Source organism: Mesorhizobium opportunistum WSM2075 (assembly GCF_000176035.2).
GTDB classification, from domain to species: domain Bacteria; phylum Pseudomonadota; class Alphaproteobacteria; order Rhizobiales; family Rhizobiaceae; genus Mesorhizobium; species Mesorhizobium opportunistum.
Genome location: NC_015675.1, coordinates 5,322,271 through 5,336,599 on the forward strand (window position 1 = coordinate 5,322,271; position 14,329 = coordinate 5,336,599).

Consider the following 14,329-nt stretch of genomic DNA (forward strand, 5'->3'; position numbering starts at 1 on the left):
CAAGGTCGATTGCGCGCACTGTGCGGATTCGCTTGGCGTCGGTCAAGCGGTTGCCGAAACAATGGTTTCCCGGTTCGAAACCTCGACCTATTCCGCGGCCAGCCACTCCAGCATCCAGTGCGCCGGCTTTGCCACGGCGAGCAATTTGTGGAGTGCCGGCAGCACGGTTCGCAATTCGGCTTCCAGCGTGAAGGGCGGATTGACCACCACCATGCCGCTGCCGTCGAGACTGGGTTCCGATGAGGCCGGCCTGATCTCGAATTCTATGTCGAGGATTTTCGGGATGCCGGATTGCTTCAGCGCTTTCCTGAAGGCGATGATCGCCTTGCGGTCCTTGATCGGATACCACAGCGCGTAGATGCCGCCAGGCCAGCGCCTGTGCGCCCTTATGAGCCCGTCGACGAGGCGGGCGAACTCGCCCTCTTCCTCGAATGGCGGATCGATGAGCACCAGGCCGCGCTTTTCCTTCGGCGGCACATGCGCCCCGAGCGCCAGCCAGCCGTCGAGTTCCATCACCCTCACCTGGAAATCGCCGGCGAATTCCGCCTTCAGCCTTGCGGCGTCCTTGGGGTGCAATTCGATCGCCGACAACCGGTCCTGCTTGCGCAGGAGATTGCGTGCGAGCAGCGGCGAGCCTGGATATTTCTTTACACCGCCTTCGGGATTGAGCGACCGCACCGTCTCCAGGTAGGGCGCCAGCAGCGCCGCCGCCCTGGCATCGAACGAGGCGTCGATCAGCCGGCCGATGCCGCCCTGCCACTCGCCGGTCTTCTGCGCTTCGACTGACGACAGATCGTAACGGCCAATGCCGGCATGGGTGTCGACGACGCGAAACGCCTTGTCCTTCTGCTTGAGGTATTCGAGCAGGCGCGTCAGCACGACATGCTTGACGACGTCGGCAAAATTTCCGGCGTGGTAGGCGTGACGGTAGTTCACGTGGTCCCCCTGCCCCAGCGCGGCGGTGGCGGCTGCGAGTTCGGATTGTCCGGCCGGCCGCCGCCGAAGCGCAGGGACAGCAGGAGGCCGATCAAGCCGACCGCCATCAGGGAGAAGCCGACCGGCCGCGCACGGCTGTCGGCTTCACCGACACCGGAGCGCAAGATCAGGTCGACCGCCCGCATCGGTATGTCCTCGACATCGCCCGGGCCTACGGTGAAGAGGTAGGATCCGGTGCTGACCGCCGGGATCAGTCCGGCCTCGTCACGAAAGATCTTGTCGGGCAGTTGCGGGCTGGTCTGGCGCGGATTGTCCACGTGGTTGAACTGCAGCGTCGAGGCGAGCACCGTGCGGCCGTTGGTTGCCGCGGTTAGCGTCAGCACAGTACGCTGCTGCGAAACGATGCTTTCGGCCCTCGCGGTGAGGTCGACAAGCACCCGCACCGGTGCATCGCGGCTCTTCAGCGATACGGTCAGCGGCCTGAAGCGGCCCTGCTCATAGACCCGCCAGGTGCCGATCTCGCGGCCGGAGAAATTGGTCATCGCCCAGGGATAGATGACGCTGACGCCGGCGCCGGCCAGCAGGATCAGGACAAACAGAAAGCGCATTCAGACGGTCACCTTGCAATCACCCCTTGCCGGACGATCGGCTTGCGCTGACACCCTCGCGCAGGCGTTCCATCTCGTCCAGCAGCATGTCAAGGCCGATCTCGAATGTCTTGTCGAAACCAGCGGTGCCGAAATAAGCTCCAGCTCTCATGACGCTGGGAAAATCCTTCGCCAGTCGCTCCTCGCTCACGGTGGTGACGGCCGACGGTCCCTTGGCATAGCCGGCAGTTTCGTCGAGGATCGCGCCGGACAGGTAGTAGCTCGCGGTGCGGAACAGCCGGGCGCTGAGTTCCGGGCCGAAACCGCCTGCCTCGAACAGGCCGATGACGCCGTTCAACATGGCAAGGCACGGCGGCGAATTCATCCGATAGACGACAAGGAACGGCGCGAAGGCCGGATGCTCCGTCGCGATGCGACGAAACTCCTGCATCACGAGACGAATGCTCTCGCGCCACGGCATGCTGCCGTCGGGAATTGCCATCGTGCTGACCTGTCGATCGACAAGCGCCTCATAGAGATGCGCTTGCGAAGGGAAGTGATGATAGATGCTCATCGCCTCGCAGCCGAGGGCGGCCGCGAGCTTGCGCATCGAAAAGCCGGAAAGCCCCTCCCGCTCGATCACTTCGAAGGCCGCGTCCTCGATCATCTCGCGGGACAGCCGCCCGCGCGCTCGCTTTTTTTTGAGCGATGAGTCCATGGCGTCGCTTGACAACTTACACTGTAAGGTTCATCTTCCACGTCACCTTACATCGTAAGGCTAACGAAGACCAGAGGAGAAAAACCATGTCTGCCTATCGCAGTCTTTCATCCGTGCATTCTTCTATCCGCCGTGCGTCCCTGCTCGCCGCTTCGGTCTGCATCCTCTCGCTCGCCACGGCGCCCGTGCACGCCGACGACTATGATGCGACAATCAAGGACATCCAGTCGACCGTGGGCGGCGTGCCCAGCTTCGTGAAGCAGTTTCCGAAATCCGGTCTGCCCGGTGCCTGGGCCGAGGTCAAGGCCATCGAGCTCAGCGACAAGACGGCGCTGCCGCCAAAGGTCAAGTCGCTGATCTCACTGGCGGTGGCGGCGCAGATTCCGTGCACCTACTGCATATGGTCGGACACGCAGGACGCCAAGCGCGCCGGCGCCACCGAAGAAGAGATCCAGGAAGCGGTGGCGATGTCCGCGCTGACCCGCCACTGGAGCACCATCTTCAATGGCATGCAGATCGATTTCGACACGTTCAAGAACGAAATGGGCGGGCAATAGCCGCCGGCAAGAAGGAAATGGGCGGGCAATAGCCGCTGGCAGGAAGGAAATGGGCGGCCCTGGCATATTCAAACCGAATGGACACTGCTTCCGGGGGCCGATCCGGGACCTGATCGACCAGCCGGTTGATGCGCCCTTCTGTTCATCAATGATTCCGGGGGCGACGAAGCTGAATACAGGCCGTCGCCCGTCGCGGGTATCCGCGACCGGCTCGAGCGGGTCCGCGCAGCAATCTCGCTACGCTCTGAAGATTGACATTTGCCCGACCCGTTTCCATGCAGGTACATTTCCTGGGTTGCACCCAAACCGCCCCACTGGGCAATCCTCTGCAAAGCCTTGATGGCGTCTCGAAAACGGCCTGTCGCATCCGACGAAAATTCCGGACTATCGAGCCAATGCGTTGAATCACAAAGGGATCTATCTGGGCACCCTTGCGGCAAACCCGAAGTCGACACCGGCGTCATGATTAACCATTCGAAAATGAAGATGGTTAAGGAATTGCTAATTTAGTTGACTACGGCCTCCACAGGTATATTTTTGGTGTGTTGGGATGTGCAATTTGGGCGAGCAATCGACGATGATGGCATCAGGCCTGTGATCGCGATTTCGGGGCGCATGGAGTGCTGAGCGGCAGACTATAAGCCGTCGCGGCATCGGCCTTGCAAACTCAGAGAACAATAGGCGCACATCAGTGATGGCGGCTCCGCGGACGCGGAAAGTTTTGTCTCGTTCTTAAGGACGTGGGCGGGCGATGCTTTGTCCTGGCCAGGGTGGTAGCGTGTGCGTTGCGTGAGAGGAAAGCATGAGCAAGGTCATCAAGGTTCTGAAACTTGGTTCCCGGAACGATCAACGCGGTGCCAACCATAGAAGTCGCGCCCTGGTCGCGGGAGGCGCGGGGTTCCTGGGCTCGCATCTGTGCGAACGTCTTTTGCAGGACGGATATGAAGTCGTCGCACTGGATAATTTCCACACCGGGAAGAAACACAACCTCAACGCTCTTCTGCGCGATCCCAAATTCACCTGCATCGAGCACGACATCGTCAATGCACTGCCTTTGGATCTTCGGGTCGACGAGATCTACAACCTTGCCTGCCCCGCCTCGCCGCCGCACTACCAGGCGGATCCAATCCATACCTTCAAGACAAGCGTGCTCGGTTCGCTGAACCTGCTGGAGCTCGCGCGTCGGAACAACGCCAAGATATTCCAGGCCTCGACATCCGAGGTCTATGGCGACCCCCTCGTGCACCCGCAACCAGAAGGCTATTTCGGCAACGTGAACACGCACGGACCGCGCTCCTGCTACGATGAAGGCAAGCGCTCGGCCGAAACGCTGTTCTTCGACTATTCGAGGACATATGGCCTCGATGTCCGTGTCGCCCGCATCTTCAACACCTACGGTCGGCGCATGCAGCCCGATGACGGGCGCGTCGTCTCGAACTTCATCGTCCAGGCGTTGCGCGGCGAAGACCTTACCGTCTACGGCAGCGGCCTGCAGACACGCTCCTTCTGCTATGCCGACGACCTGATCGAGGGCTTTGTCCGGCTGATGAACGCACCGCGCGCGCCCGCCCACCCGGTCAACCTCGGCAACCCCGGCGAATTCACCATCATGGAACTGGCGACGCTGGTCGTCGCCTATACCAATTCCAGTTCGAAGATCGTGCATCGACCACTGCCTATCGACGACCCCCGGCAGCGCAGGCCGGACATTTCCTTTGCCAGGGACAATCTCGGCTGGCAGCCGCGGATCAGCCTGAGCCAGGGGCTGGCGCATACCGTCGAATATTTTGACACCTTGCTCTACGGAAACCGGCTGACGAAAGAAGCAGCCGCTTCATGAGCCGTCCGCCAATCCTGGTGACAGGTGGGGCGGGCTTCATCGGCAGCCACACCTGCAAACTGCTGGCCGCGGCCGGCTATCTACCCGTGGCTTTCGACAATCTGTGCCGGGGCAACGAGAAATCCGTCCTCTGGGGTCCGCTTGTCGTCGGCGATATCCGGGACCGCGATGCGCTGCAGGCGGCGATCGCCGCGCACCGGCCGACGGCCATCATCCATTTCGCGGCATTGGCCTATGTCGGCGAGTCCGTTCAGGAGCCGGCCGACTATTATTCGACCAATGTGATGGGCACCATCGCGGTGCTCGATGCGGCACGCGCGAATTCAATCGAAAACATCATCTTCTCCAGCAGCTGTGCAACCTACGGCGTGCCCGAAGCATTGCCCGTTCGCGAGAGTTCGTCGCAAAATCCGATCAGCCCCTATGGGCGTACCAAGCTGATGGGCGAGCAGATCATCGGCGACTATGCGTCGGCCTACGGAATGAAATTCGCGATCCTGCGCTATTTCAACGCCTGCGGCGCCGATCCCGACGGCGAACTTGGCGAATGGCATTCACCCGAAACGCATCTGGTTCCCAGGGTACTGATGGCCGCATCGGGCATCATCGACGAGATCGAGGTTTTCGGCACCGACTACAACACGTCGGACGGTACGTGCGTGCGCGACTATATCCACGTCAGCGATCTGGCACGCGCCCATCTGAAAGCGCTCGAATATCTCGAGAGAGGTGGACAAAGCCTGGCGGTGAACCTCGGCACCGGGCGAGGCGTATCCATCAAGGAGATTGTCCAGACCGTCAGCCGCGTGACGTCAAGACCGGTTCCGGCCGTCTTCAGGGCCCGGCGCCCCGGTGATCCGGCGGAACTCTATGCAGATCCAGGCAACGCACGCGAGCATCTTGGCTTCGTGCCCGAGCTTTCCGATATCGATACCATCGTCAGGACGGCGGCGCCATTCTTCGAACTGGAGACGAAACCCATGGCGCCACCGGCCGAGGCGCCAGCGTTCGCCATCGCCCGATAGATTAGAGATAGCGGGGATGGCAACTTGCGAGTTGGCCAAATCCGCTGGGGCTGCAGATGTAAGGCGAACTGCCTGGGAATGCACCGTCATCGCCCGGATTGAAAGAGACCTTCACAGGCCCTGGCGTGTGAACTTTCATCTGTGGCGGTGATGTAAAAGCGTAGGCATTTTCCGTCGTCCGTATCGCACTCGTCGTCAGGAGCGGAGGATCAATTCTAAACGAATGAACCGTGGACATGGCGTAGACCGGCTTGACCGCGGAATTCCCTCGAACCGAGTGGACCACAGGCTTGATGAAGACCGCATCGGTTTTGGTCGCATCCAGACCCTGACAACCCGAAACCATCGCCACGGCCGCAACAACACACAAATTGTATTTGCCTGGACGAAATGCGCCCATTGCGGAACGGTCCATCACGTATCCCCTCCTATCAAAGCCGACGGCGGGCACGACATTCCATGCTTTCGTCGCTTCACGCCGCATGAGTAGCCACTCGCCACTTACAATCACGCAGAAACATTAGACGACGCTTATTAAACAGACCGTGCAGCAGGCCAGCGTCTCGCTCTTCTTTAGAATTGAATGCAATTAATCGGAGATCGGCGCGCCGATAACTCCGGCCGTCCTGAAGTCTTACGATAGGTGATTCGCAAGCTCCTTGACAGGCTCAAGGCACCACCGGCTCGATGGCTGAACGCGACCTAATTCTTGGAATCAATCAGCTTGCGGGTCTCTTCGAACTGCGCGCTCTTGGTGTCGCCGACTTCGAATTTCCGGTATTCGTCGGAAGGATCCTCGGGGGTTCGCTTGAACCCATACCATTCCCCATCGGGATCCTTGCGCTGCTCGATGGACCCGCCCTTGATGCGATGGCTGTAGCAGGTGCGCTGCTGCTTGCCCTTATAGCTCTTGGACCGCCAGGCGAGGTCCATGCACATCTTGCCGTTGTTCATGACCAACCACTTGCCCTCGGCGACGGAGGCTGAATCCTGCCCCGACGTCCAGGCCCGGAGGGGTCGATCGGCCTTTCCGAAATAGGCCGCTCCGTCTTTCCATATCCATGTATGGTCGGCGTAGAGAAGCTGCAATTCAAAGGCTGTCGGAACGGTGACGGTTGCTTCCTCAGGCTTAGAGGTCTTCTCGTTAGCCGCATGAGCGGCTCCCGAAAATGCCAACTGGCCGCAAATGACCAGCAGAGGCGCAAGCCTGGCAGACCAGCTGCGTTCCCGATCTCTATTTGTGCGTGGCCGAGGCAATCCGGTGGAAGTCGTCAGCACAATCAGCGATCTCATGTCGTCCCACATCTCGATCCAGCGCCGCAGCAACCCGATCGTGACCGGGAACGCGCCACAACGGAGCGCTCTCCCATCGACGCAACGCCAGGTTTCGGGCAGCGCTGTCAGCACCTTGGCATGAGAGCATTAGCAGTCGGGCAAAGGCCGATGTCAACCTTGCGCGCCATAGCCAGGTGCTTCGGGCCGCAGGCGCCAGGCCGCGTAAACGCGTGCTGGCTCGAGACTTCGACGTCAAGCCAAGAGGGGCGGCGGAAGAGGGTTCGAAGGCAGTCGTCGATTGATATCAGCGCTGTGTAAATCCGGGCGCGACGGGTGGCTGGCACGGCTTGCTCCGCCCCCTCCCCGCACCCGGATTCCAGCCCCCGCTGAACTTTTGCTAACGGGCGCGGCAAGCCGCGCGCTGGCCAAATCCGCTCGGGCCGCAAATCCAGGGCGAATGGCCGAGGAATGGACCACCCAGCCTATAGGAAACCTTCATCGGCGCCGGCGTGACGATCCTGGCCCGCTGCGGCCGCACGAAGACGGCGTAGGCCGTCTCGGTCGTGCGCGTCACGCTGCTCGTCTGCATGAGGGACTTGCGATGGAACACGCCAACCCGCTTCTTGCCGACGTAGTGGATTTTCTTGGCCGGCGCATGCACCGCAGGCTTACCGGCGGCAAGCTTACCGGCGAGCGAGCCGGTCGTAGTCACGTCCATGCTCTGGCAACCGGAGACCATCGACATCAATGCAATGGCGGCTATAGACCAGGCATTTTTTCTGCCTTTTACAGCCAAACCCCTCATGAACTTGTTCATCGTCTATCCCCTGCCGAAAAACGCAAGTTGATTGGATGCGGAGATATTTTTCTTTGGTGTCTTCCGCGCCGCGTGACCAGCCAATCGCCGTTCACATCATGAACATATATTAGGGGATACTTATTAAAATTCGCGCAAACGGCGTGGTGAATGCCACCTTCCGGCGCTCGATCGGATATTGTTAAAATTTGATCTTATTTTTACGTCCGCGGCTAATGCTCGCCGTCCGACAATGGAGGCCGTCAACCAAGGCGAACGCAGCTCTTTGCGCGGATGCCTCCGGGCGTCAGCGTCGGGTTTCCCAACCTGGATCAAAGTAGAATTTTCGGGTCCCGATATTGCCCTGGCCAGCACCGGAAACCACATAGGCGATGCGTACGATGCGCAAGCCGACCGCGCCTTGCTGCAGCCCGTAGACGCCCTCCATGCCACGGTCGTAGAGACTCATAGCCGGCACGATGAGCGCCAGCATGGCGAGCGACGCCTGCAAGGCGACTCTCGCGGCATTGGCGCGCAGCGGAACCTTGTTCTCGATGACATGTCTCACGACGATGACCGCCACCAGAAGCCCATAGAGGAAGGCATTCAACGCGGCGAACCAGTAGAACCCGGTGGCGTCGAAGGGGTGCTCCACAAGCAACACCGGCAGCGCCGCACCGATCGCCAGCATCACGTAGGGCGCGAACGCACGAACTGGCAGAAGGTGCTTGGGGCCGCTACCCTTGGGCGTGACACGGAAATCGACGAACGATTTGGTCAGATAGTCGCGCAGCGACGATAGCGTGCCGGCCAGCACCCAGGGCCAGCGCGCGAAGAACAGAAACAGCGTCCCCTCCCAACTGATCGTCTTGGCCGTGACCGGCCGCGACACGCCAAAAACCTTCAGCATCACTACCAAGCCGACCAGGGCGACCGCATTCGGCAGGTAGTAGAAGAGGAAGTCGAGATACATGACATTGGCGAAATTGCGCCCGGTAAACAGCGCATATATCGGCATGACGTACATCAGCAACGCAAAGACGGCGAATAGAGGATACCAGAGCTGGCAAAAAAGAAACTGGAACTTCAACCGCGGCGACAGCTTGGCCAAATATGCAGGCGAATACTCGAGCAGGATCGTCATCAGACTCCGCGACCATTGGAATTCCTGGGTGATAAGATCGGCAAAAGTCTGAGGCCCATCGCCATGCGCGATGGCATCCAAGGCGTGCACGCCGCGCCATCCGGCCGCGTTGATCAGCATCGAGGTGGAATGATCCTCTGCCAGTTCCGGACCAAGACCGCCCGCCTCCTTCAGCGCCTTGGTTCGCACGGCATAGTGCGAGCCGATGCAAAGCGGCGCCCCGCCGCCGGTATGGCCGGACTGCAAGGGTCCATGGAACATCCCTTCCGGAAACAGCCGGCCACGCGCAGACCAGCTTTCGGCGGCATTGTTGTCGCAAATGCTGGGCGCCGAGACATAGCCGACTGCGGGATCGGCGAAGGGATAGAGGATTTCCCTGAGATAGGTCGGCGTCGGCACATGATCGGCATCCAACTGAGCGACGAAATCATAACGCTCATAACCATAGTGGTCGTAGAAGAACGCCAGATTGCCTTCCTTGCAGCGGGTGCGGCGCGGCCATGTCTTGCGGTGATAGTCTTCCCTTCCGCGCCGTGTCGAGATCAGTACACCGTGGGCATCGCACCATCGAACCGTCTCCTCCGAGGGGTCCTCGTCCGCCAGCCAGGTCTCATGCGGATAATCCTGCACAAGCATCGCTTGCAGCGTGCGCGCCACCACGGAGAAGGGTTCAGACGGAGCCTTGGTCACCACCATGGCGACGCGCGAACGCGTCGGGATACTGTAAAGCTTGGACGGTTTCCTAGACGCGTGAACATTAAGCAGGAAGTACATCGGCATCAAGGTCAGCCAGGCCAGCACGAGTGTTGCAAAGGTGAATGGCCCGATATGTTCGATATGCTCCGGCTTCAACCACCAGATCCAGAAAAAGCCGAGGGTGACGAACCAGAAAGCTAAGCCGAACCGTAGAATCCGCTGATGGGTAGCCGACAGGACGGGCACGAGAAAAGGAGCCTTCCCTGCCGCCTTGGCCAGAGCCGCTCCAGGCCTTTGTTTCGAGCTGGTCCTACCGCTGATGGTTCCTACGTCCGCGGAAACACTCATACACGCACCGCCGCCACTTCGAACGTCAGCCGACCGACGGCCAACAACCCAAAACCCGGCTACAGAATCCGCTTGAGCTGCTTTAGAGTCAACTAAATTAAGAACTCGTTAACTATGATTCTTGAGAACTGGTTAACCTAACGCGTTGAATCGCAGTACGAATTCCACATGCTTGCTGGTCACCAGGCCAGTTCTGACCGGGCAAATAGGGAATTTTTTCGCTGGGAGATTCACGAATGGGGATCAGACCCCACCAGACCGTAGCGTTCCAAGAGCAGCGTTAACCATGTTGCGAATGTCATGGTTAAGCAACCGTTAATTGCACTTGACTCTTGGCCCCGGCCGGCTCTTAATTTAGCAAGGGATGATATATATCGGGATGTTGACGCGAATTTGTGAGTATCGCGGCGAAGTCTCTCTGTAGCTCCTTTGTGTCGGTGCCTCGAGAGACAATTTTGGGTGGGTTCCGTGCGAGGTTCGCACGCCACCAATCGCTCCGAAATCCCACAGATTCCCCCAACTGAGCCGATCGGTTTTGGGCGGTCGTGTCGATCACGCATCGACGCGCGGTGGCGACGCTTTGATTTCCGCGGGAAGTTGAGGCGATGGGAGAACAAATATGAAAAACTATACGGCAAGTGCACTTGCAATTGCCCTGGCGTTGGGTGGGAGCATGACATTCCCGACCATCGGAAGCGCTGGCTCCACGGCTGGGACGGATCCCGTCCAGACCAACAGTGCGGCTTCAGCGTTCGGATCCTATGATCCCTACGGCGACTTCACCGCCGACAAGAGCGCCAGCATCGAGGAACTGTTCTTGCCTTGGGAAGACGTCGACCTGGCGAGCCTGCCCTTGGCCGACGCCTATGCGCTTCAGCGAGGCCGGTCGCTCTTGATCACCATCGAGCCGTGGACCTGGTCGAAGGACTGGCGCATCACCCCGAACGAACTGCGCGACGGCATATTGAGCGGCAGATATGACGCCAACATGCAGGCAATCTGCGATCTCGTGGGAGGCATGAAGAGCCCCGTGACCATTCGCTGGGCGCAGGAAATGGAGGACAAGAACGGTCGCTTCACCTGGGCCAACTGGGCGCCCAAGGACTGGATATCCGCTTACAAGCGCGAGGTCGATATCTGCCGCAAAGCCGCCCCTGCCGCCAAATACATGTGGTCACCCAAAGGCGACGAGGGTCTGGAAAAATATTACCCCGGCGACGACTATGTCGACGTCATAGGCTTGTCGGTGTTCGGTCTGCAGAAAAAGGACAATGACGAGACCGGTCGTGACCGGACGTTCGCCGAGACATTGAAGCCCGGCTATGATCGCGTCGCGGGTTTCAACAAGCCGATCGAGGTGGCTGAGCTCGGCTATGTCGGGAAGCAGGGATACGTTTCGCAATGGGAGGCCGATTCCCGCAAGTCCTACTCGGAATTTCCGGCCCTGACCTCGGTCGTCTACTTCAATCAGAAGGAAGTGTGGCCGTGGCTGGGGGGCTACGGGCTGCCTGATTGGAGGGTTACCCAGCACGTCCTTCCCTAGGGTGCTGGACCGGGTGTAGGCGTAAAAACTGGGCGTGGCGTAAAATGGTTGGGGTGGGGTCGTGAAACGAGTACTGGGGAATTGTATCGGAACGGCGTTTGCCTGTTCCATCGTATTTCTTGCTTTCCAGCTTCCGGCAATGGCCAAGACAGCGGTGCAAATCGCCGACCTGGCCAAGAAGGCCGAGGTGGTGCCTGACGAAGGCATTTATCAAATGTACCAGAACCGTTCATGGCTCTGGGGTCGAAACGGCACAGGGTATTTTGCCGTGCAGCGCCGTCAGTTCAGCGCCTGGACCTCGGACAAGGGCAAGCTGGGCTATGGTGACGGCATCTGGTTCATTCCCGGGGGAGGCAAGCTTTGCTTTCGCGCAAAATGGCATGGCGCCGGAGGCGACTCCAGCGCGCTTTCCTGTTTCGAACATCGCCAGTCCGGCAGAATCCTCTACCAGCGCCGGGTTCCGGATGGAGAATGGTATGTCTTCAGGAGCTCGCATCGCAACCTGGCGGACGAATTCATGAAACTGAAACATGGCGACTACGTCACCCGGAAAGAAAACCGGATCAAAGCAAAGCAGTAGGCAGCGCCATTCGCGAAAAGCCGCAGGGCTAAGCCTTGCGCTCCCAGCGCCGGTCCGGCGTCTGCTGCCAATAGGTCACGGAGTGGCCCGCGTCCTTCATCGTCTTCCAATGCGCCCGGGCCGCATCGACCTGGGCGGCGTCATGGCCGTCGAACAGGAACACGGCACGCTCGTAACCGCTGAGGTCGGGCGGCGCCGCGCCATCGACCAGGAACCTTATTTTGGCTTCGTTGGGATTGCCGTCGCCGGTGGTCAACAGGACAGGCTGCTCGCCGGGATAGGCCTCGCGATCGGTCGCGTGCGCCAGGAACGAATCGTCCCGGAAGGTCCACAGGTGCTGGTCTAGCGCATCGCGCCGCTCGTCGGTGCCGGTCTGCACCACGGCGCGCCAGCCGCGATCGACGCTGCGCTCGAGCAAACCCGGCAGCGCATCCTCCAGCGTGGATTCAGTCAGATGGTAGAACAGCACTTCGGCCATGGATCGAGGTCAGCTCTCGTAATGATCGCGCACCAGCCGGTCGAGCAGCCGCACACCAAAGCCCGAGCCCCACGACTGGTTGATCTCGTTCGACGGCGAGCCCATCGCCGTGCCGGCGATGTCCAGATGCGCCCAGGGCGTGTCCTTGACGAAGCGCTGCAGGAACTGCGCGGCGATGATCGCGCCGCCGTAGCGGCCGCCTATGTTCTTCATGTCGGCGTTCTTGGAATCGATCAGCTTGTCGTATTCGGCGCCAAGCGGCATGCGCCACAGCCGCTCCTGCGTCGACTGGCCCGCGGCCGTCAGCCTTTGCGCCAACTCGTCATTGTTGGAGAACAGGCCGGCGTAATGCACGCCGAGCGCGACCATGATGGCGCCGGTCAGCGTCGCCAGATTGACCATGAATTTCGGCTGGAAGCGGTCGTTGCAGTACCACAGCGCGTCGGCCAGCACGAGGCGCCCTTCCGCGTCGGTGTTGAGCACCTCGATGGTCTGCCCCGACATGGACGTGACAATGTCGCCGGGGCGCTGGGCATGGCCGTCGACGGCGTTTTCCACGAGGCCGATGATGCCGACGACATTGGCCTTCGCCTTGCGGGCGGCCAGCGCATGCATCAGGCCGGTGACCGCCGCGGCACCGCCCATGTCGCCCTTCATGTCTTCCATGCCCGATGCGGGCTTGATCGAATTGCCGCCGGTGTCGAAGGTGACACCCTTGCCGACGAAGGCGACAGGGCTGTCCTTGGGCTTGCCGCCGTTCCACTGCATGACGGCCATGCGGGCGCCGCGAGGCGAGCCTTGCGCGACGCCGAGCAGCGAGCCCATGCCGAGCTTCTTCATCTCCTTCTCGGCCAGGATCTCGACCTTGACGCCGAGTGCCTCGAGTTCCTTGGCGCGGGCGGCGAACTCGACCGGTCCCAGCACGTTTGCCGGCTCGTTGACCAGGTCGCGCGCCAGAAGCACGCCGTCGATCACCGCCTCGGCATCCGCGAAGGCCTTCTTGGCGCCTGCCGGGTCGGCGGTGTGGATGGTGACCTTGGCTGGCTTCCTGGGATCGGCCTTTGCGTCATCCTTGTCCTTCCTGGTCTTGTACTTGTCGAAGGAATAGCTGCGCAGGAGAATGCCCGCCGCGAGGCTGGCGGCATCCTTGCCATCGGGCGAGGCGCCGGCCAGGTCGAGCACCACGGCCACATCGGTTGCCTTGCGCAGCGACGCCGCAATGGTGCCGCCGAGTTTCAGCCAGGCATATTCGTCGAGCCCCGACGCCTTGCCGGCGCCGATCGCGACCAACCTGTCGAGCGAGGATCCCTCCGGCGCCAGAATTTCGACGACGCCGGCGAACTTGCCGGTGAACTCGGCCACCGGGAAAGCGCGCTCCAGCGTCTTGCCGGGATCGTAAGCCCTGGCCGCCTCGGTCAAGCCGCCGTCATCCGCCGACAGCACGAGCACGGTGCCCTTCCTGCTCGCCGCAGCCTGGGGCGCGGCGAATTTTGCAAAGGCGATCGACGGTCTCGGGTTCATCATGTCCTGCTTTCGGGGAGTGTTTGACTGTGCGCGAAGCGGTTGAAGCGATCCGCGACATTTGGTCGTTTTCCGGCATTTGGCAAGACTTTGCCAAAATGGCTACCCATATGACACATGGAATCGATGGCGATTCGTCGCGGCACGGCCCCGCTTCATGCCGCAACCTGTTGTTAACCATCGATGTTCGCCCTTTCTTATCCATTGCCGCCGACACTCCGGTCCACAGCGGCACGCGACGTGGGACGGGAACCGGATCGCCTGCCTGATCGAGCCCATCGGAGC

15 protein-coding genes are annotated in these 14,329 nt (G+C 60.6%); 6 read left to right on the top strand and 9 right to left on the bottom strand.

All coding sequences use genetic code 11. The features are described 5' to 3' along the window. Window positions 1-87 precede the first annotated feature (87 nt). From MESOP_RS25780 to MESOP_RS25790, 3 genes are read right to left on the bottom strand one after another with little or no spacing between them, the layout of a single operon-like run. Entirely contained in the window at window positions 88-936 is an 849-nt protein-coding gene (locus tag MESOP_RS25780; protein WP_013896275.1) for a 23S rRNA (adenine(2030)-N(6))-methyltransferase RlmJ, read from the bottom strand. Further along, the gene (locus MESOP_RS25785) at window positions 933-1,544 is read right to left on the bottom strand and encodes a hypothetical protein (RefSeq protein WP_013896276.1); all 612 of its coding nucleotides are present in this window, start codon (window positions 1,542-1,544) and stop codon (window positions 933-935) included. Before MESOP_RS25785 ends, MESOP_RS25780 begins: the two co-directional genes overlap by 4 nt. Window positions 1,545-1,563: 19 nt before the next feature. Then, complete coding sequence (locus MESOP_RS25790; RefSeq protein WP_013896277.1) at window positions 1,564-2,241, bottom strand: TetR/AcrR family transcriptional regulator; 678 nt, start codon at window positions 2,239-2,241, stop codon at window positions 1,564-1,566. Between the two features lie 86 nt (window positions 2,242-2,327). Between MESOP_RS25790 and MESOP_RS25795 the strand changes: the two genes are divergently transcribed. The 3 genes from MESOP_RS25795 (at window position 2,328) to galE (ending at window position 5,663) form a co-directional block, all read left to right on the top strand. Then, on the top strand, window positions 2,328-2,798 hold the full coding sequence (locus tag MESOP_RS25795) for a carboxymuconolactone decarboxylase family protein (RefSeq protein WP_013896278.1): 471 nt from the start codon (window positions 2,328-2,330) through the stop codon (window positions 2,796-2,798). 802 nt (window positions 2,799-3,600) lie between these two features. Further along, the gene (locus MESOP_RS25800; RefSeq protein WP_013896279.1) at window positions 3,601-4,638 is read left to right on the top strand and encodes a UDP-glucuronic acid decarboxylase family protein; all 1,038 of its coding nucleotides are present in this window, start codon (window positions 3,601-3,603) and stop codon (window positions 4,636-4,638) included. After that, window positions 4,635-5,663: a UDP-glucose 4-epimerase GalE gene (gene galE / locus MESOP_RS25805; protein WP_013896280.1), complete on the top strand. Its 1,029-nt coding sequence runs from the start codon at window positions 4,635-4,637 to the stop codon at window positions 5,661-5,663. The genes MESOP_RS25800 and galE overlap by 4 nt, the downstream gene beginning before the upstream one ends. Window position 5,664: 1 nt before the next feature. On the opposite strand, the gene MESOP_RS34085 is transcribed toward galE, so the two are convergent. From MESOP_RS34085 to MESOP_RS25820, 4 genes are all read right to left on the bottom strand, one after another. Continuing rightward, a complete protein-coding gene (locus tag MESOP_RS34085; protein ID WP_013896281.1) occupies window positions 5,665-6,078 on the bottom strand; it encodes a hypothetical protein in 414 nt (137 codons plus the stop codon). A 287-nt stretch (window positions 6,079-6,365) separates the two neighbouring features. Next, a complete protein-coding gene (locus MESOP_RS25810) occupies window positions 6,366-7,070 on the bottom strand; it encodes a DUF995 domain-containing protein (protein WP_245264972.1) in 705 nt (234 codons plus the stop codon). A gap of 265 nt (window positions 7,071-7,335) precedes the next feature. Further along, entirely contained in the window at window positions 7,336-7,656 is a 321-nt protein-coding gene (locus tag MESOP_RS25815) for a hypothetical protein (protein ID WP_224730475.1), read from the bottom strand. A gap of 385 nt (window positions 7,657-8,041) precedes the next feature. Next, window positions 8,042-9,922, bottom strand: a complete 1,881-nt coding sequence (locus tag MESOP_RS25820; protein ID WP_013896284.1) for a glycosyltransferase family 2 protein — start codon at window positions 9,920-9,922, stop codon at window positions 8,042-8,044. Between the two features lie 619 nt (window positions 9,923-10,541). Here MESOP_RS25820 and MESOP_RS25825 point away from each other — a divergent pair. Further along, entirely contained in the window at window positions 10,542-11,465 is a 924-nt protein-coding gene (locus tag MESOP_RS25825; RefSeq protein ID WP_013896285.1) for a glycoside hydrolase family 26 protein, read from the top strand. 61 nt (window positions 11,466-11,526) lie between these two features. Then, window positions 11,527-12,045 (top strand): DUF995 domain-containing protein, encoded by a 519-nt coding sequence (locus tag MESOP_RS25830; protein WP_013896286.1) that lies wholly within the window; start codon window positions 11,527-11,529, stop codon window positions 12,043-12,045. A 28-nt stretch (window positions 12,046-12,073) separates the two neighbouring features. Here MESOP_RS25830 and MESOP_RS25835 read toward each other — a convergent pair whose 3' ends face one another. Both MESOP_RS25835 and MESOP_RS25840 read right to left on the bottom strand, forming a co-directional pair. After that, on the bottom strand, window positions 12,074-12,523 hold the full coding sequence (locus MESOP_RS25835) for a DNA polymerase III subunit chi (protein WP_013896287.1): 450 nt from the start codon (window positions 12,521-12,523) through the stop codon (window positions 12,074-12,076). A 9-nt stretch (window positions 12,524-12,532) separates the two neighbouring features. Next, window positions 12,533-14,044 carry a leucyl aminopeptidase gene (locus tag MESOP_RS25840; protein ID WP_013896288.1) on the bottom strand — a complete coding sequence of 504 codons (1,512 nt, stop codon included), beginning with the start codon at window positions 14,042-14,044 and terminating at the stop codon, window positions 12,533-12,535. A gap of 29 nt (window positions 14,045-14,073) precedes the next feature. Here MESOP_RS25840 and MESOP_RS35290 point away from each other — a divergent pair, with 29 nt between their 5' ends. Then, the gene (locus MESOP_RS35290; protein WP_150111232.1) at window positions 14,074-14,313 is read left to right on the top strand and encodes a hypothetical protein; all 240 of its coding nucleotides are present in this window, start codon (window positions 14,074-14,076) and stop codon (window positions 14,311-14,313) included. The last annotated feature ends 16 nt before the right edge of the window (window positions 14,314-14,329 follow it).

What these genes read in the sequence shown, in the direction of transcription:
- MESOP_RS25785 (WP_013896276.1), bottom strand. Translation starts at nt 1,544, where the DNA reads ATGCGCTTTCTGTTTGTCCTGATCCTGCTGGCCGGCGCCGGCGTCAGC.
- MESOP_RS25790 (WP_013896277.1), bottom strand. Translation starts at nt 2,241, where the DNA reads ATGGACTCATCGCTCAAAAAAAAGCGAGCGCGCGGGCGGCTGTCCCGC.
- MESOP_RS25795 (WP_013896278.1), top strand. Translation starts at nt 2,328, where the DNA reads ATGTCTGCCTATCGCAGTCTTTCATCCGTGCATTCTTCTATCCGCCGT.
- MESOP_RS25800 (WP_013896279.1), top strand. Translation starts at nt 3,601, where the DNA reads ATGAGCAAGGTCATCAAGGTTCTGAAACTTGGTTCCCGGAACGATCAA.
- galE (WP_013896280.1), top strand. Translation starts at nt 4,635, where the DNA reads ATGAGCCGTCCGCCAATCCTGGTGACAGGTGGGGCGGGCTTCATCGGC.
- MESOP_RS34085 (WP_013896281.1), bottom strand. Translation starts at nt 6,078, where the DNA reads ATGGACCGTTCCGCAATGGGCGCATTTCGTCCAGGCAAATACAATTTG.
- MESOP_RS25815 (WP_224730475.1), bottom strand. Translation starts at nt 7,656, where the DNA reads ATGGACGTGACTACGACCGGCTCGCTCGCCGGTAAGCTTGCCGCCGGT.
- MESOP_RS25820 (WP_013896284.1), bottom strand. Translation starts at nt 9,922, where the DNA reads ATGAGTGTTTCCGCGGACGTAGGAACCATCAGCGGTAGGACCAGCTCG.
- MESOP_RS25825 (WP_013896285.1), top strand. Translation starts at nt 10,542, where the DNA reads ATGAAAAACTATACGGCAAGTGCACTTGCAATTGCCCTGGCGTTGGGT.
- MESOP_RS25835 (WP_013896287.1), bottom strand. Translation starts at nt 12,523, where the DNA reads ATGGCCGAAGTGCTGTTCTACCATCTGACTGAATCCACGCTGGAGGAT.
- MESOP_RS25840 (WP_013896288.1), bottom strand. Translation starts at nt 14,044, where the DNA reads ATGAACCCGAGACCGTCGATCGCCTTTGCAAAATTCGCCGCGCCCCAG.